This is a genomic window from Corynebacterium sp. 11A (assembly GCF_008930935.1).
GTDB lineage: Bacteria > Actinomycetota > Actinomycetes > Mycobacteriales > Mycobacteriaceae > Corynebacterium > Corynebacterium megadyptis.
The window spans coordinates 12,740-29,009 of sequence record NZ_PQMR01000012.1 but is presented as its reverse complement, the minus strand read 5'-3'; the positions used below and the strand labels follow the sequence as shown (position 1 = coordinate 29,009).

The 16,270-nt window shown below is 61.1% G+C and carries 15 protein-coding genes; all 15 read left to right on the top strand.

What is annotated here, in order from left to right; translation table 11 throughout:
• Window positions 1-62 precede the first annotated feature (62 nt).
• The 15 genes from GBB18_RS08855 to GBB18_RS08785 all read left to right on the top strand — a co-directional run bounded on the left by GBB18_RS08855 (window position 63) and on the right by GBB18_RS08785 (window position 16,259).
• Window positions 63-3,200 (top strand): alkaline phosphatase, encoded by a 3,138-nt coding sequence (locus tag GBB18_RS08855; protein WP_225990271.1) that lies wholly within the window; start codon window positions 63-65, stop codon window positions 3,198-3,200.
• A 106-nt stretch (window positions 3,201-3,306) separates the two neighbouring features.
• Entirely contained in the window at window positions 3,307-4,122 is an 816-nt protein-coding gene (locus GBB18_RS08850; RefSeq protein ID WP_151641430.1) for a TIGR03943 family protein, read from the top strand.
• 15 nt (window positions 4,123-4,137) lie between these two features.
• Window positions 4,138-5,169, top strand: a complete 1,032-nt coding sequence (locus GBB18_RS08845) for a permease (RefSeq protein WP_225990270.1) — start codon at window positions 4,138-4,140, stop codon at window positions 5,167-5,169.
• 176 nt (window positions 5,170-5,345) lie between these two features.
• Entirely contained in the window at window positions 5,346-6,002 is a 657-nt protein-coding gene (locus GBB18_RS08840; RefSeq protein ID WP_151641429.1) for an L-threonylcarbamoyladenylate synthase, read from the top strand.
• A 270-nt stretch (window positions 6,003-6,272) separates the two neighbouring features.
• On the top strand, window positions 6,273-7,472 hold the full coding sequence (locus GBB18_RS08835; RefSeq protein ID WP_151641428.1) for an MraY family glycosyltransferase: 1,200 nt from the start codon (window positions 6,273-6,275) through the stop codon (window positions 7,470-7,472).
• 42 nt (window positions 7,473-7,514) lie between these two features.
• Entirely contained in the window at window positions 7,515-7,937 is a 423-nt protein-coding gene (locus GBB18_RS08830) for a hypothetical protein (RefSeq protein WP_151529956.1), read from the top strand.
• A 475-nt stretch (window positions 7,938-8,412) separates the two neighbouring features.
• Entirely contained in the window at window positions 8,413-9,189 is a 777-nt protein-coding gene (atpB, locus tag GBB18_RS08825; RefSeq protein WP_151641427.1) for a F0F1 ATP synthase subunit A, read from the top strand.
• An 86-nt stretch (window positions 9,190-9,275) separates the two neighbouring features.
• Window positions 9,276-9,515, top strand: a complete 240-nt coding sequence (locus tag GBB18_RS08820; RefSeq protein WP_018019996.1) for an ATP synthase F0 subunit C — start codon at window positions 9,276-9,278, stop codon at window positions 9,513-9,515.
• A gap of 30 nt (window positions 9,516-9,545) precedes the next feature.
• A complete protein-coding gene (locus GBB18_RS08815; RefSeq protein ID WP_151641426.1) occupies window positions 9,546-10,115 on the top strand; it encodes a F0F1 ATP synthase subunit B in 570 nt (189 codons plus the stop codon).
• Window positions 10,116-10,120: 5 nt separating this feature from the next.
• Window positions 10,121-10,939, top strand: coding sequence for a F0F1 ATP synthase subunit delta (locus GBB18_RS08810; protein ID WP_151641425.1), 819 nt, complete (start codon window positions 10,121-10,123; stop codon window positions 10,937-10,939).
• 56 nt (window positions 10,940-10,995) lie between these two features.
• Window positions 10,996-12,672 (top strand): F0F1 ATP synthase subunit alpha, encoded by a 1,677-nt coding sequence (atpA, locus tag GBB18_RS08805; RefSeq protein ID WP_192795993.1) that lies wholly within the window; start codon window positions 10,996-10,998, stop codon window positions 12,670-12,672.
• Between the two features lie 51 nt (window positions 12,673-12,723).
• Entirely contained in the window at window positions 12,724-13,701 is a 978-nt protein-coding gene (locus GBB18_RS08800; RefSeq protein ID WP_151549056.1) for a F0F1 ATP synthase subunit gamma, read from the top strand.
• 3 nt (window positions 13,702-13,704) lie between these two features.
• The gene (gene atpD, locus GBB18_RS08795) at window positions 13,705-15,150 is read left to right on the top strand and encodes a F0F1 ATP synthase subunit beta (protein WP_151641424.1); all 1,446 of its coding nucleotides are present in this window, start codon (window positions 13,705-13,707) and stop codon (window positions 15,148-15,150) included.
• A 10-nt stretch (window positions 15,151-15,160) separates the two neighbouring features.
• The gene (locus GBB18_RS08790) at window positions 15,161-15,529 is read left to right on the top strand and encodes a F0F1 ATP synthase subunit epsilon (protein WP_151549054.1); all 369 of its coding nucleotides are present in this window, start codon (window positions 15,161-15,163) and stop codon (window positions 15,527-15,529) included.
• 145 nt (window positions 15,530-15,674) lie between these two features.
• On the top strand, window positions 15,675-16,259 hold the full coding sequence (locus GBB18_RS08785) for a DUF2550 domain-containing protein (RefSeq protein WP_225990269.1): 585 nt from the start codon (window positions 15,675-15,677) through the stop codon (window positions 16,257-16,259).
• The last annotated feature ends 11 nt before the right edge of the window (window positions 16,260-16,270 follow it).

The window sequence follows — 16,270 nt, the reverse complement described above, 5'->3', positions numbered from 1 at the left end:
AGTTGGCTCCCGACGTGGATAGCTAAAAGGGATACAACAGCATCATGGCGATATCGACTCGAGTGCCCCGATTGTGCGCATCGGGCCTGCTCATCGCAGCACTCACCGGATTCGGACTAGCCCCGCTCGGCCATGCCGAGGACACAGCAACACCCACCCCACCCAGCGACGGCGGCGACTGCATCGCCATCACTGACGACGGCACTGTCCGCGCTCCTGGGTCAGGCGACTGCGCTCGCTTCGGCACCGCGGGGCCGGGCCGGAGTGCGGAGACCGCCCGCAACGTGATCCTCATCGTGGGCGATGGCATGGATCAACAAACCACTACCGCAGCCCGGAATTATCTCAAGGGCGCGGGCGGACGGTTCGGGGGCATCGATAACCTGCCCGCTACCGGCACCTACACCCATCACTCCATTGACCGCGACGGCAGCTTCAACCTCGTCACAGACTCGGCCGCCTCCGCCACTGCGTGGACGAGCGGCACTAAAACTTATAACGGCGCCATCGGCGTGGACCTTGAGGGCGAGCCGGTGCCGAATATCGTCGAAATGGCCAAAAAAGCGGGCATGCGCACGGGCAATGTCACCACCTCGGAAATCCAGGATGCCACCCCAGCGGCGCTCGCGGCGCATGCGGTGGGGCGCAAGTGCTACGGGCCGGAAGAGGACAAGCACCAACGCTGCCAGGGAGGCGAGTACTCGGCGCAGTATCGCAACAATGGCGGATTGGGATCCATTTCGGAGCAGCTGGTGGAAACCCGCGCCGATATCACCCTCGGCGGCGGCATGGAATCCTTCCGCGAGATCGTGCAGGAGGGTGGCCCGGCGCGCACCCCCTATCTGGATAGCACGATGACCTGGCAGGAAGGCCGCAGCGTGCTTGATAACGCCACCGACGCCGGCTACACCGTCGTCACCACTGCCGAGGAGTTGGCCGCTGTAGAGCGGGCCTCACAGGAGGAGCCGGTGCTGGGGTTGTTCAACGACGGCAATCTCACCACCCGTTTCGCCCCCTCGACGGCCACCGTCGGTGGGGCGCAGAAGCCGCCCGAGACCTGTAGCGCCAATGACATCGGTAGTGAGCCCGAGTTGGCCGAGATGACCTCCACGGCCCTGCGGCTGCTGGACGATCCTGAGGCCGAGAGCGGCTTTTTTCTGCAGGTGGAATCCGCCAGCATTGATAAGCGCAATCACGCCGCCGATGCGTGCGGAATGATTGGTGAGGTCGAGCGCATCGACGAGGCTATCCAAGAAGCCCTCGACTTTGCCCGCGCCGATGGCAACACCCTGGTATTGCTGGCTGCCGATCACGCCCACTCGGCGCAGATCATTCCCGATAGCGCAGAGTCGGTCAGCCCGGCGACCCGCTTGGCCACCAACGATGGAGTGGGCCAAGCCGTCGGCTATGGCACGCTGCCCGCAGAGGTGATCGAAGGGGAGGAGAAATTCTCCACCCAGCACAATGGTGCCGAGCTGCGCGTGGCTGCTTTCGGTCCAGGAGCAGAGAATGTGATCGGCACGATCGACCAAACAGACATGTTTTATGTGATGGCCAATGCGCTGCGCCTCGGCGATTGGGAGGTGGCTGAGTCCTCTCCGTTCCAGAGCATCGACCTGAAGAAGTCTGCCGAGGCACGCGATGATGTACGCGAGACGTGCTATCTCGTCACCGCCGATGGCGGCGCGCCCCAGCCGGGAGACTGCGCGCAGTATGGCAAGCAGGGGCACGGGCTGTCTACGGATAAGGCAAAGAATGTGGTGCTGATGATTTCTGATGGCACCGGTAATTCTGAGATCACCTCGGCCCGTAACTATCTCGTGGGCCCCTCGGGACGGCTGCCTGGCTATGACAACTTCGACTTCACCGGCAGTGCTACCACCTATGCGCTCTCCCGCACCACCGGCCAACCGGATCTCGTTACCGACTCCGCGGCCTCTGGCTCGGCGTGGAATTCGGGGATCAAAACCTATAACGGCGCGGTGGGCGTGGATGTCACCGGCGTGCCGGTGCCCACCATGGCGGAGCTGGCCAAAGCCAAGGGCATGAAAATCGGCAATGTCACCACCGCTGAGGTCCAAGATGCCACCCCAGCAGCCTTCGCCACTCACGCCTTGAACCGCAAGTGCTATGGGCCGGAGAAGGAGAAGAACAATGAGAAATGTCAAGGCCCAGACATGGACTCGCAGTATCGAGAGAATGGCGGACTCGGGTCGATCTCGGAGCAGATCGTGGATCTGCGCGCCGATGTGACTCTTGGCGGCGGCCGCGAAGCCTTCGAGCAGATTGTGCAACGCGGCGGAATGTGGGCGGGCAACGACTGGACCGAAGGTAAGAGTGTGCTCGAGAACGCCGAAGCTCAGGGCTATCAGATTGTCAGCACCACCGAGGAGATGCAGCGGCTCAGCGACGCTCATACCGGCAGCCCGGTGCTGGGTCTGTTCGCACCTGGCAATCTGCCGCGACACTATGCCCAATCGATCCCCACCGAAGACGGCGCCATCGCCCCCGCCCAGCAGTGCAGTGCCAATAGCGAGCGCGGCCCGGAGATCCCATCGCTGGAGCAGATGACCACCACGGCTTTGGATTTATTGCGTAACGACGCCGGCTTCTTGCTGCAGGTTGAAGCCGCCTCGGTGGACAAGGCCGGCCACGACGCTGATGCCTGCGGCCAGTTCGGTGAATTCAGCGACTACGACGCCACCCTCGCCGCAGTCCGCGAATGGGTAGAGACCACCGGCGAGCCCACCTTGATCATCTCCACCACCGATCATGCCCACACCTCCCAGATCACCAACCCGGGGGCGATCACAGCTGGCCGCACCATCACTCTGGCCGGCACCACCCCAGGAGTGGAGATGACGATGAACTACGCCACCGCGCCCTCCAATGAGGATGATGTGGCGCTCGGCGGTCAGACCCACACCGGGGCGCAGATTCAGGTAGCCGCCTCTGGCCCCGGCGCACAGAACGTGGTGGGGCAGTTGGATCAAACAGATATTTTCTACGTGGCCGCCAATGCCCTCGAGCTCGACACGGATCCAGGTGTCATCGATCTCAGCCCGCAATGGGATAAACAGGCGCAGTACGACGCCACCTCCTCGAATACGCACACCGTGTGGTGGATTCTGGTCGGTGTGGCGGTGATCGTTGTGGTCGGCGGAATCGCTCTGTTCAGCAGTCGCTCCCGCACCTCCTAGGTCTAGCGGCTAGGGCGGTGGCGCGCCCTAGCCGCGCAGATACCTACACTGAATTTTCAGATCACTCTGCTGCGTAGTAGCCCCGTGGAAAGGACATCTACTCACCATGGCTCCGTGTGAGCATTCATCTCCGCCTCAGCAGGCCTGCTGCGCCACGATGCGCGAGACCGGCCCCGCACAGGGCCTTTCTACCGTGCTGGCCTCCACCATTGTGGTGCTGCTGAGCATCGTGTTGCTGGTATTGGCGATCACTGGGCAGCTCAACAACTATGTGCAGCCCTTCTTTCGGCCGATCATGATTCTCACCGGGCTGGCGCTTTTCGGTTTGGGAGTATGGTCCCTCGTGCGGGTGCGGCTCGACGCGGCCACCGCAGCGGGGGAGCACCCAGTACGCGCCACCTCGTGGGTGTTGCTTGTGCCCGTCCTACTCGCGGTGTTGAGCGCGCCGGACCCGTTAGGGGCGTCGATGTTGGGCTCTGCGGCCGTGGGTGGGGCGTCGACAAGCATGGGGGATCCGCAGGCGCAACGCGCCCAACAACTGGTGCGGGTGGAGCGCAATCCCGATGGCACCATCGCCTTTCCCGAGCTGGCGCGCGATGACGTCAATGAGATCACGCTCGAGGATCTCGCCAACCGCTTCTACTTTGGCTCCAAAGAGGACCTCGATGGGGTGCAAGTCCGAGTGGTCGGCTTCGCCTCAGAAGGCGCGGAGGGAGACTGGTTTCTTGGGCGGTTCAAGATCTATTGCTGCGCGGCCGACGCCATTCCCTATCAAGTACGCCTAGAAGGCCTTGCGGAACCAGTTTCAGATCAGTGGTACGAGCTCAGCGGCACAGTAGACACCGCTGCCGACGCACAATGGCCGGTGCTGCGGGTGGAAGAAACTGAGCCGATCGATCAACCCAACCGCCCTTATCTCTAAGAAAGCAGGTGTGAGATGACCACGCACGCGCATCCCCCGCACACCGCGAGCGATCTGTCCCAGCGCAGGCACGGAACAGGGCCGCGAAGCTGGTGGCTCATTCCCGTCGTTGCGGTAGCTCTGCTCGCCGTAGCGTTGCTGGTGGTACGCATCCGCGGGCCTATCCTGCCCATGAGCGGCGCAGTGGAATCCTGGGCCTCGATCACCGTGGCCATCACGCTGCAGGCCATGCCCTTCTTGGTGCTCGGCGTGATCGTGTCGGGGGCGATTTCGGCGTTTGTGTCTGATACCGCACTACGCACAATCACTCCGCGCAATGAATTTCTCGCCGTGCCCACCGTGGCCAGCTCCGGTCTGCTACTTCCGGGTTGTGAATGCGGCTCGGTTCCGGTGAGTGGGTCACTGATTCGGCGCGGGATTCCGCCTGCTGCAGCACTTGCGTTCATGCTCGCCGCGCCAGCGATCAATCCGGTGGTGCTCGTCTCTACCGCCGTGGCCTTCAATGGTTTTCCCCTCATGGTGTGGGCGCGGTTTCTCGCCTCGCTCGCCGCCGCGATCCTCGTGGGATGGATGTGGATCAGCATCAGGGGAGAGGAGCACATGGACATCGGCCGCGGCCACGACCACAGCCACGCGAAGAAACTGGACGTGTTTCGTGCCTCCGCACTGAGCGATCTGATGAACGCTGGGGGCTTCCTCGCTCTCGGCGCGATGGCCGCGGCACTGATCAAGGTGACTGTGCCGCGCTCCTGGTTCGAGACGATCAATGAGTACCCGCTCATGGCCGTCGCCGTGATGGCGGCGCTGGCGATCGTGCTCAGCCTCTGTTCTGAGGCTGATGCCTTTATCGCCGCCTCCTTCACCCATGTCTCGCCCACAGCGCAGCTCGTCTTTCTCGTGGTGGGCCCGATGGTGGATATTAAGCTCATCGCTATGCAATACGGCATGTGGGGCAAGGCCTTTGTGCTGCGTTTCGTGCCCTTCGCGCTGGCCTTTTCCATCCTCAGCGCGGTGATCGTCGGAGGTATTCTCTTCGGCGGACTATAGCGCCGCCGCCGTGCGCTGGGGCCACCTGCCGCTGCTGGGAGCCTCGCCACTCGGCAGCTGGACGCACCCGAATAGGCGGCCTGCCGTGGACGGTGTTATCGCGCCGTGTGCTCTGGGGCGTACTATTTTTGCTACACCACCACAATTGCCGCTGACGTATAAGGAGAGAATTCGACGTGTCTCGGATCTTCGATTGCTCCCAAGATGACAAGCGCGAGCTCGGTGTCCGCACCGCCGCAGCCGAGGTTGCGGAAGGAAAGCTTGTTGTTCTTCCTACCGATACCCTCTATGGCTTGGGATGCGATGCCTTCAATAATCAGGCGGTGAATCAGCTCCTCGCCACGAAGCGGCGGGGACCAGATATGCCGGTGCCGGTACTCATCGGAAGCTGGGACACAGTACGCGGCCTCGTTCACACCTATACGCCCAATGCACAACGCCTCGTGGAGGCCTTTTGGCCCGGCGGGCTGTCCATCGTGATCGAACAAGCACCGTCTTTGCTGTGGAACCTCGGCGATACCCGCGGGACCGTGATGCTTCGCATGCCGCTGCACCCCGTGGCCATCGAACTGTTGCGCGCAACCGGCCCGATGGCCGTATCCAGCGCCAATATCTCCGGGCAGCCACCGGCCACCACTGTTGTCGACGCCAAGCAGCAGCTCGGCAACGCAGTGTCTACCTATCTCAACGGTGGGAAGTGCGCCATGGGTCAGCCCTCGAGCATCGTTGATCTCTCCGGAAACAAGACACGGCTGCTCCGCGAGGGCGCAATCTCTGCGGAACGGATCGCAGAGGTGCTGGAGATCGACCCAGAGCAGCTTCGCGCCCGCTAAAGTACACGAGGACGTACCGCTCACGTCGCCATCGCTCGGCGCGCGGTGATGCGGCAGTACGGCAGCATGCGGCGGCGCGCGAAAAGAAACCAATCGGCCCGTACCGGAGCCGCGGCCACCCCGCGAGTGCTGGCGGTGGCCTAAACTGCTGAGACGAAGAGTGCACAGGGTGTGGGGCCAATCTAAGGGGCCACGCTGCTGCGTAGTAGCAGTAGTGGATATGGCTTGAGGCGCTACATCTGGGTAGCACGAGAAGGAAAGGACAACACCATGGGCGCTGGTGGAGCGGGTGTTCCCCTGCGTGAGCTGGCGCTCATTTTGCTGGCGGCGTGCGCGGTCACTTATCTCACCACGGGCATCATTCGGCATGCGGTGGTGCGCGCCGGGCTGCTGGCCGATATTCGGGATCGGGATGTGCACACAATCCCGAAACCACAGCTCGGCGGGGTAGCGATGTTTACCGGGCTGGTGCTGGCGGTGGTGATGGCCTCCCAGCTGCCGGCGCTGACGCGTGGCTTTATGCCCATGACCCCCGAAATGCATGCGGTGTTTTGGGCGAGCATCGTGATTGTTGTGGTGGGTGTGATCGATGACATCTTCGAGCTCGACGCCGTCACTAAGCTCATCGGCCAGATTCTGGCCGCCATTGTGATGAGCGCTCTCGGGCTGTCGTGGACGTTGATCTATGTGCCTTTCGGCGAGGGCACCACCGTCATCCTCGATAGTGTCCAGTCCACGATCTTTACCACTGTGTTTACAGTGGCGTTGATTAATGCCATTAACTTCGTCGATGGCATCGATGGTCTCGCCGCAGGACTGGGCATGATCGCCGGGGCGGCCATTCTCGTATTCTCCCTGACGGTGCTGCACGATCAAGGCGGGGCTGTCTCGGCCTATCCACCGGCCATTATTGCCGCTGCCCTGGTGGGGGTGTGTGCCGGTTTCTTGCCGCATAACTTCGAGCCTTCCCGGATTTTCATGGGCGATACCGGAGCGATGCTCATCGGGCTGCTGCTTTCTGCCGCGGCCACCTCCGCCTCGGGCAAGATCAACATGAGCCTCTACGGCACCGAGGACATCGTCGCCCTGCTCAGCCCCTTCATCGTGGTAGCGGCAGCGATCTTCATCCCCGTGCTGGATCTGGTATTGGCGGTGGTGCGGCGCGTCTCCGCGGGGCGCTCGCCCTTTGCCGCCGACCGCAAACACCTGCATCATCGCCTGCTCGACATTGGCCACACCCACCGCCGCGTGGTGCTCATTTTGTACACCTGGGTCTCGGTGGTTGCCTTCGGCGCTGTGGGGTTCACGGTGTTTCCGGCGCGCATCGCCGGCCTGATCTTCGGGGTGAGCGCCCTGCTCGCCGTGGTTCTCACGGTGCTGCCTTCGCTGCGCCGCGCGGCAGGTACTCGAGGCAGTGGGGAAGGGCGCCATATGCGCCGCAGCTCGACCCCTGTGGCGCGGGGTTCCTAGCGGGGCGCTGCGCTTGTGTGTAGTGTGTACAATTTCCGCATTATGACTGAAAAAACCGCCTCGCAATACGATGATCCGCGGCGCCCCTTGGTGCGCGCCATGAAGATGGGCTCGCTGGCGCTGGTGGCCGTGACGGTGGTGTCCTTGCTGCTGTGGTGGCTCATCCGCGATCTCCCCGGGGTGTGGGGCGTGCTCCTCGGCGCGGCTATTGGTGGCGGTTTCGTGTTGCTTACCGTGCTCAGCACCCTTCTTACCTCCCATACCTCCCCAGAAATGACGGGTGTGGTGGTACTGGGCGGCTGGCTCGTGAAAATCGTCGTGCTCATCATTGTGCTGTGGGCCCTGCGCGATTTGACGTTCTACGATCCGATTGCGCTCGTCGTGACCACGGTGGCGGCGCTAGTGATCGTGCTCGGCGCCGAGGTTTGGGCAATTATGACCACCAAGGTGACCACCATCAACTAGCTGCGAGTGCGGGCGGATGCTTATCGACGCCTACTCGCTGCACGCTCAGGGCGCGTTCGCCCGCGACAATCCCCTCTACTGGGGGATGCCTCTGGGGAAGGTGGTGCATCTATTCACTCTGCTCAATAGTTATGGCGAGAACCCGTGCCGGAGGAGCCACCCCCATAACAGGGGCGAAAAACCCCTGTGAGACAGCTTACAAGAGGGGAAAAATGCCCGCTACGCGCGGGTTTTTCTTGTGTCTGGGCGAGGGGTGGGCAAGGCCGTTTCATCTTTCGGGTGAACTTGAGACAAGCCTGATAATCTTATCGACGGGCAAACGCTCTCATGCGCTGCCCACAATTGGCCGTCACGAGATGTGCGACGGAGTCCGGTACGGCCAAAGAAAATCAGACGTCCATCGCACCGAAGCTGCTCTGTACAGGGCGTTTCGGCCCGAACACGGGAGAGAACGCTGAGCGTTACAACACTGTCCATGAAGGGTGAGTTCCATCCGCCCTCTCTGGAACACGAATTTTCCCCGGGTCCAATTTGGTTCGACGATACTTGGTTCGCAATCGACCGTCTGATGTTCGTCCGCCTGCTTATGGCGGTGCTGTTGGCGATCTTCTTCCTCGTGGCTATGCGCAACCCGAAGGTTGTTCCGCGTGGCCTCCAGAACGTAGCCGAGATGCTCCTTGACTTCGTTCGTATTCACATTTCGGAAGATATCTTGGGCAAGAAGGAGGGCCGCCGGTTCTTGCCGGTCATTGCCACCATCTTCTTCCTTGTTCTGGCTATGAATATCCCCTCGATCATTCCTGGCCTCAACGTATCCCCGAACGCCAGAATCGGCATGCCGCTGGTCTTGGCAATTTTCGGATACATCGCCTTCGTCTATGCGGGTGCTAAGCGCTACGGATTCTTCAAGTACGTCAAGTCCTCTGTGGTGATTCCTAATCTCCCATGGCTGCTGCACTTCTTGGTGATCCCGCTGGAGTTCTTCTCCACTTTCGTGCTGCGCCCCGCAACCCTCACTCTGCGTCTTATGGCCAACATGTTGGCCGGTCACATCATCTTGGTGCTGCTGTTTTCTGCCACCAACTTCTTCTTCTGGCAGATGAATGGCTGGACCGCGCTGTCCGCAGTGACCCTATTCGCAGCGATTGCATTTACTCTGTTCGAGATGCTGGTCATTTTCCTGCAGGCGTACATCTTCGCCCTGCTGTCGGCCGTGTATATCGAACTCTCTCTGCACGCAGACGAACACTGACCCGCTGATTTCAGCGGACCAAAAAACCACACAATTCCAGGCTCAGTTAAGGAAGCGCTGAGCCCCTAGAAAGGGAACGACACATCATGAACGAAGTCATCCTCGCACAGGCCGCTAACGGTCTTGACGGCTCCATCGCCACCGTCGGCTACGGTCTCGCCACCATCGGTCCGGGCCTCGGTATCGGCATCCTCGTTGGTAAGGCCCTCGAGGGCATGGCTCGCCAGCCTGAGATGGCCGGCCAGCTGCGTACCACCATGTTCCTGGGCATCGCTTTCGTCGAGGCCCTCGCCCTCATCGGCTTGGTTGCCGGCTTCATCCTCTAAGACGAACAGACACGAAAGCACTAAAGACTCATGACGAACGTCTATACCTACTTAGCAGCCGGTGGGGAGGATCTCCCCGGGGAGGGGAAATTCTCCGTGCTGTTGCCTGCTAACTACGACCTCGTCTGGTCCTTTGTTTCGCTCATCGTAATCCTGTTCCTCTTCTGGAAGTTCGTACTTCCGAAGTTCCAAGAGGTCCTGGCCGAGCGTGAGGACCGGATCAAGGGCGGCATTCAACGCGCCGAGGCCGCACAGGCTGAGGCAAAGGCCGCGCTGGAAAAGTACAACGCGCAGCTTTCTGAGGCCCGCGCCGAAGCACAGCAGATCCGCGAAGAAGCCCGCGAAAAGGGCAAGAAGATCGTGGACGAGATGAAGGCCGAGGCCACCGAAGAGAGCAACCGCATTATTGAGTCCGGAGAGAAGCAGCTTCTTGCCCAGCGCGAGCAGGTTGTTTCTGAACTGCGTTCCGAGATGGGACAGAACTCGATCAACCTTGCTGAGCGTTTGCTCGGGGAGCAACTCTCCGACAACGTCAAGCGTTCTGGCACGATCGATAACTTCTTGTCCTCGCTCGACAGCGTGGCTCCGGCAGGAAAGTGAGCGATATGCACGCAGCGAGCCGCGAGGCGCTAAACCAAGCGTTCGGATATGTTGACCGCGTGGCCAACAGCTCCGATAACGCAGTAGCAGTTGCCGCTCAGACGGGCACCGAGTTGTTCGACATCGTCGATGCCCTGGATGTTGACCGCGGCCTGCGTGTGGCAGCAGCCGATACAGCCGCTCCGGCCGACGCTCGCGCCGGCTTGATGAAGACGGTGTTTGGGGGCAAGGTCTCTGAGACCGCCCTTGGCGTGCTGTGCGACATTGTGAAGCTCAGCTGGTCCAACCCGCGCGAAATGCGCACCGGACTTGTTGAGGTTGGACGACGCTTCCTGTTCCGCTCCGCACAGGAGCAGGGTCAGCTGAAGCAGGTGGAAGGCGAGCTCTTCCGACTGAGCCGCATCCTGGAAGATGAGCCCGAACTGACTCATCTTCTCAGCGACCGGACCCAACCTGCATCTCGGAAGCGTGAGCTGTTTGCCAAGGTTCTCTACGGCAAGGTCACCGCGGTGACCGAGGCGCTTGCATTGCAAGCCGTTGGTCGCCCAGAGAAGAACCCGATCGATGATCTGGCTTCTCTCGTTGACTCCGCTGCAGAGGTCTCTGGCCGCTCAGTTGCCCATGTCGTTGCTGCATCAGAGCTCAACTCCACGCAGGAGCAGGCACTAGCGGACAAACTGGGACGTATTTACGGTCGTGCGATGAACGTCCATACCGAGGTTGATACCAGCCTCCTCGGTGGAATGCTCATCCGCGTCGGTGATGAAGTGATCGACGGCTCTACCAAGGGCAAGATCGAAAGAATGCGCCGCGCATTCGCCTAAACCCGCATCGCGGGTCACAGGCACTACGCACTGACACGACTACATTTTTGGACAACATGCTGGACGAAACAACCGAGAGCAGGAAGAACATGGCGGAGCTGACGATCTCCTCCGATGAGATCCGTAGCGCGATTGCTAGCTACACCTCGAGCTACTCCCCGGAGGCCTCCCGCGAGGAGGTCGGCGTGGTCATTTCGGCAGCTGACGGTATTGCCCAGGTTTCGGGGCTGCCGTCGGTGATGGCGAATGAGCTGCTCGAGTTCCCTGGCGGCGTGATTGGCGTCGCTCAGAACCTTGACACTGACCGCGTCGGCGTCGTGGTTTTGGGTAACTACGAGACTCTTAAAGAGGGCGACGAAGTAAAGCGGACCGGAGAGGTCCTTTCGATTCCGGTTGGGGATGACTTCCTCGGCCGCGTTATCAACCCCCTAGGCCAGCCCATCGACGGCCTGGGCGAAATTGCATCGCAAGAAGAGCGTGCACTGGAGCTGCAGGCACCGTCCGTGCTGCAGCGCCAGCCGGTCGAAGAGCCGATGCAAACCGGCATCAAGGCAATCGACGCAATGACCCCGATTGGTCGCGGTCAGCGTCAGTTGATCATTGGTGACCGCAAGACCGGTAAGACCGCGGTCTGCATCGATACCATTCTGAACCAGAAGGCCAACTGGGACAGCGGCGACCCGCAGAAGCAGGTCCGTTGTATCTATGTGGCCATCGGCCAGAAGGGCTCGACCATTGCTGGAGTCCGCGAGACTCTGCGCGAGCACGGTGCACTGGATTACACCACCATCGTGGCGGCCCCGGCCTCCGATGCCGCAGGCTTCAAGTGGCTGGCTCCCTTCTCGGGTGCCGCTCTGGGCCAGCACTGGATGTACCAGGGCAAGCACGTGTTGGTAATCTACGATGACCTCACCAAGCAGGCTGAGGCGTATCGTGCGATCTCCCTGCTGCTGCGCCGTCCTCCGGGACGCGAGGCTTACCCCGGTGACGTGTTCTACCTGCACTCCCGTCTGCTGGAGCGCGCTGCGAAGCTCTCCGACGACATGGGTGCCGGTTCGCTCACCGCTTTGCCGATCATCGAGACCAAGGCGAACGACGTGTCCGCCTTCATCCCGACCAACGTGATCTCCATCACCGACGGTCAGGTCTTCCTCGAGTCCGACTTGTTCAACCAGGGTGTCCGCCCCGCTATCAACGTGGGTATCTCGGTCTCCCGTGTGGGTGGTGCCGCTCAGACCAAGGGCATGAAGAAGGTCTCCGGTAACCTGCGTCTGGATCTGGCCGCATACCGCGACCTAGAGGCATTCGCTGCCTTTGCTTCGGATCTGGATTCCGCTTCCAAGCGTCAGCTCGAGCGCGGACAGCGTCTCGTGGAGCTGCTGAAGCAGGCAGAGAACAACCCGATGAGCGTGGAGGACCAGATGGTGTCCATCCACCTCGCGAACGAAGGCGTCTTTGACTCCGTTCCCGTTGAAGACGTCCGTCGTTTCGAGTCTGAGCTGCACGAGCACCTGCATGCATTTGCCGGTGACGTGTTCGAGCAGATTAAGGGTGGCGTTCCCTTCTCTGATGAGTCCAAGGATCAGCTGCGCCAAGAAGCCGATAACTTCGCGGCCAGCTTCCAGGCCTCGGACGGAACCCCGATTATCAATGAGCCGGAAGTTGATGCACTCGACGAGACGGAAGTCAGCAAGAGCAAGATTTCCGTGTCCAAGAAAGCTGCTAAGAAGTAAGCAGTGATGCACACAATGACCGTCCAAGGAAAAGAAGGGAGGCGATGATTCATGGCTAATCTTCGCGAGCTTCGCGACCGCATCAGGTCAGTGAACTCCACTAAGAAGATCACTAAAGCTCAAGAAATGATCGCCACCTCGCGAATCACCAAGGCCCAAGCACGGGTTGAGGCCTCGCAGCCGTATGCGGTCGAGTTGCACCGTGTGATCAACAAGCTGGCATCCGCCAGCTCCCTGGATCATCCGATGCTGCACGAGCGTGAAAACGGCAAGCGTGCCGCCGTGTTGGTGGTTTCGAGTGACCGAGGAATGGCCGGTGGCTACAACCACAACGTGTTCAAGAAGGCAGCGGAGCTGACGCGCATGCTGGAGGATCGCGGTTACGAAACGGTGCGCTATGTCACCGGTAACAAGGGTGTTGGCTACTACAGTTTCCGAGGCGAAGAATTTGCGGGTGCGTGGACTGGTTTCTCGCAAGACCCGTCATGGAAAGAAACGCACGACGTGCGTCGTCACCTGATCGATGGCTTCCTAGCCAGCTCCGAGGGCTACACCAAGCCCCGTGAGGGCTTGAAGAGCGATGGGGGCGAGGGCGTTCAGGGCTTCGACCAGGTCCACGTTGTCTACACCAAGTTTGAGTCGATGCTGACCCAGACCGCCGCTGTGCAGCAGGTGCTGCCCATCGAGCCGGTTCTGGAAACTGAGGAGTTCGACTCCGAGGACTCCATCCTGACTCAACACCAGGGTGTTGCAGCGGACTACCTTTTCGAGCCCGACGCAGACACTCTTCTGGCAGAGCTTTTGCCAAAGTATGTCTCGCGCACCGTGTACGCCCTGTTCCTGGAGGCCGCTGCGGCAGAATCCGCTTCCCGCCGCACCGCCATGAAGTCCGCTACGGACAATGCAACCGAGCTGGTCAATGACCTCTCCCGCGTTGCCAACCAGGCTCGACAGGCTCAAATTACGCAGGAAATCACAGAGATCGTCGGTGGCGCGGGAGCGCTCGCCGAAAGCGGAGAAAGTGACTAAATTATGTCTACAGCTCTACAAGAGCACGATACTCAGACCGCAATTGCCGGTCGAGTAGTTCGTGTCATTGGGCCGGTTGTCGACGTGGAATTCCCCCGCGGCGCTCTTCCGGCACTCTTCAACGCCATGACAGTCGAGGTCACCCTCGAAGCAGTGGCAAAGACCATTACCCTCGAGGTCGCTCAGCACTTGGGCGATAACCTCGTGCGCGCCATCTCCATGGCCCCCACCGACGGCCTCGTCCGCGGTGCAGAGGTCAAGGACACCGGCAAACCGATTTCGGTACCCGTGGGCGACGTCGTCAAGGGCCACGTGTTCAACGCCCTCGGTGACTGCCTCGACGAGCCGGGTCTCGGCCGCGACGGCGAGCAGTGGGGCATCCACCGCGAGCCTCCGGCCTTCGACCAGCTCGAGGGTAAGACCGAGATCCTCGAAACCGGCATCAAGGTGATTGACCTTCTTACCCCCTACGTTAAGGGTGGCAAGATCGGTCTATTCGGTGGTGCAGGTGTGGGCAAGACCGTGCTCATCCAGGAGATGATCACCCGTATCGCCCGCGAGTTCTCCGGTACCTCGGTGTTCGCCGGCGTCGGTGAGCGTACCCGTGAGGGTACGGACCTCCACCTCGAGATGGAGGAGATGGGCGTGTTGCAAGATACCGCGCTTGTCTTCGGCCAGATGGATGAGCCGCCAGGAGTGCGTATGCGCGTGGCCCTGTCCGGTCTGACCATGGCGGAGTACTTCCGCGATGTCCAGCACCAGGACGTGCTGCTGTTCATCGACAACATTTTCCGTTTCACTCAGGCTGGCTCTGAGGTGTCCACCCTGCTGGGTCGTATGCCTTCGGCCGTGGGCTACCAGCCCACCCTGGCTGACGAGATGGGTGTCCTGCAGGAGCGCATTACCTCCACCAAGGGCAAGTCCATTACCTCGCTGCAGGCCGTGTACGTCCCCGCGGACGACTACACCGACCCCGCCCCGGCCACCACCTTCGCCCACCTCGACGCCACCACCGAGCTTGACCGTGGTATCGCATCGAAGGGTATTTACCCGGCCGTGAACCCGCTGACCTCTACCTCTCGTATCCTCGAGCCCGGTATCGTCGGCGAGCGTCACTACGCAGTGGCGCAGCGCGTGATCGGTATTCTGCAGAAGAACAAGGAGCTGCAGGACATCATCGCCATCCTCGGTATGGATGAGCTCGGTGAGGAAGACAAGATCACGGTGCAGCGTGCCCGTCGTATCGAGCGCTTCCTTGGCCAAAACTTCTTCGTTGCTGAGAAGTTCACCGGTCTGCCCGGCTCCTACGTGCCGCTGGAGGACACCATCGACGCGTTCGAGCGCATCTGCAACGGCGAGTTCGACCACTATCCGGAGCAGGCCTTCAACGGTCTTGGCGGGCTGGACGACGTCGAGGCTGCCTACAAGAAGATCCAAGCGGAAGGTTAAGGGCTAAGCTATGGCTGACATCGCCGCAGAACTGGTCTCCGTGGAACGCGTGCTGTGGTCCGGTCGGGCCACCATCGTCACCGCGCAGACCATCGAAGGTGAAATCGGCGTGTTGCCAGGGCACGAGCCTATGCTCGCTCAGCTCGTCGAAAACGGCGTGGTGACTCTGACCGCGACAGACGGCCAGAAGAAGGTCGCCGCCTGCCAGGGCGGCTTCCTCTCCGTCACCCCGGAGAAGGTCACCGTGCTGGCCGACTATGCAACGTGGGCCGACGAGGTGGATTCTTCCGCCGCTGAGTCCGCATTGGCCTCGGGCGACGCTGTGGAGAAGGCTCGGGCAGAAGCCGAGCTGAAGGCAGTTCGTCGCCACGCGGGCTAAAGCCCCAAGGCTGACACGCTACTGAACAAAGGCGCTATCCCAGACAGGGATGGCGCCTTTTTCTCGTGCTCTACGGATCTCGCTAAAGCGCCTCTCGTGCCACACTCAGCGTCTCTCAGCAGACATCAGAGGAGATGCCAGCGCGATGGCGTCGAAAAGCGCAGGTAGAGGTAATAATGAAGAAGATGATCTGCAATGGATGTACACTGGGAATAATTTCCGAGTCTCTGAGTACCTGATGCGCGGCGGGAGAGTGGCAATGGAAGTGCGAGTGATCGCCAGTCTGATTATTGCGGCAGCCGGAGTGGCGGCCCTCCTCGTTCTGTGGCGATTTTTTACGCTGCGATCCCAGGGCACCCCCGTGATTATGCGGCGGCTGCCCGCCGAAGGAGTGCATGGCTGGCGTCACGGAATGCTCCGCTATCGCGGCATGGTGCTCTATTACTACAAGGTGCGCTCCCTTTTGCCTTCCCCGAATATGGTGTTCAGTCGGTCCGATACCCAGGTGGTATCCCGGCGCCGGATCACCACGGGGGAGGCTTCTTTTATGGAGCCGAACCTCTCCATCCTCGAGCTGGATATCGCCGGCCAGCACTACGAAGTAGCCTTGGACGCGCACGGCGAGATGGCGCTGACCGCCTGGATCGAAGCGGCGCCGTCACGGCAGCGCGTGCGCACCAATCTGCGGGCCGCACGCTCGTATTTTCGCGAAAGCCAGGGGCATCAATAGCGCTCTGGCCC

Bases quoted from the DNA above. Each gene is read 5' to 3' on its own strand.
- GBB18_RS08835 (WP_151641428.1), top strand. From the start codon at position 6,273: ATGGGCGCTGGTGGAGCGGGTGTTCCCCTGCGTGAGCTGGCGCTCATT.
- GBB18_RS08845 (WP_225990270.1), top strand. From the start codon at position 4,138: ATGACCACGCACGCGCATCCCCCGCACACCGCGAGCGATCTGTCCCAG.
- GBB18_RS08800 (WP_151549056.1), top strand. From the start codon at position 12,724: ATGGCTAATCTTCGCGAGCTTCGCGACCGCATCAGGTCAGTGAACTCC.
- atpA (WP_192795993.1), top strand. From the start codon at position 10,996: ATGCTGGACGAAACAACCGAGAGCAGGAAGAACATGGCGGAGCTGACG.
- atpB (WP_151641427.1), top strand. From the start codon at position 8,413: ATGAAGGGTGAGTTCCATCCGCCCTCTCTGGAACACGAATTTTCCCCG.
- GBB18_RS08810 (WP_151641425.1), top strand. From the start codon at position 10,121: ATGCACGCAGCGAGCCGCGAGGCGCTAAACCAAGCGTTCGGATATGTT.
- GBB18_RS08850 (WP_151641430.1), top strand. From the start codon at position 3,307: ATGGCTCCGTGTGAGCATTCATCTCCGCCTCAGCAGGCCTGCTGCGCC.
- GBB18_RS08790 (WP_151549054.1), top strand. From the start codon at position 15,161: ATGGCTGACATCGCCGCAGAACTGGTCTCCGTGGAACGCGTGCTGTGG.
- GBB18_RS08820 (WP_018019996.1), top strand. From the start codon at position 9,276: ATGAACGAAGTCATCCTCGCACAGGCCGCTAACGGTCTTGACGGCTCC.
- GBB18_RS08830 (WP_151529956.1), top strand. From the start codon at position 7,515: ATGACTGAAAAAACCGCCTCGCAATACGATGATCCGCGGCGCCCCTTG.
- GBB18_RS08815 (WP_151641426.1), top strand. From the start codon at position 9,546: ATGACGAACGTCTATACCTACTTAGCAGCCGGTGGGGAGGATCTCCCC.
- GBB18_RS08785 (WP_225990269.1), top strand. From the start codon at position 15,675: ATGGCGTCGAAAAGCGCAGGTAGAGGTAATAATGAAGAAGATGATCTG.
- atpD (WP_151641424.1), top strand. From the start codon at position 13,705: ATGTCTACAGCTCTACAAGAGCACGATACTCAGACCGCAATTGCCGGT.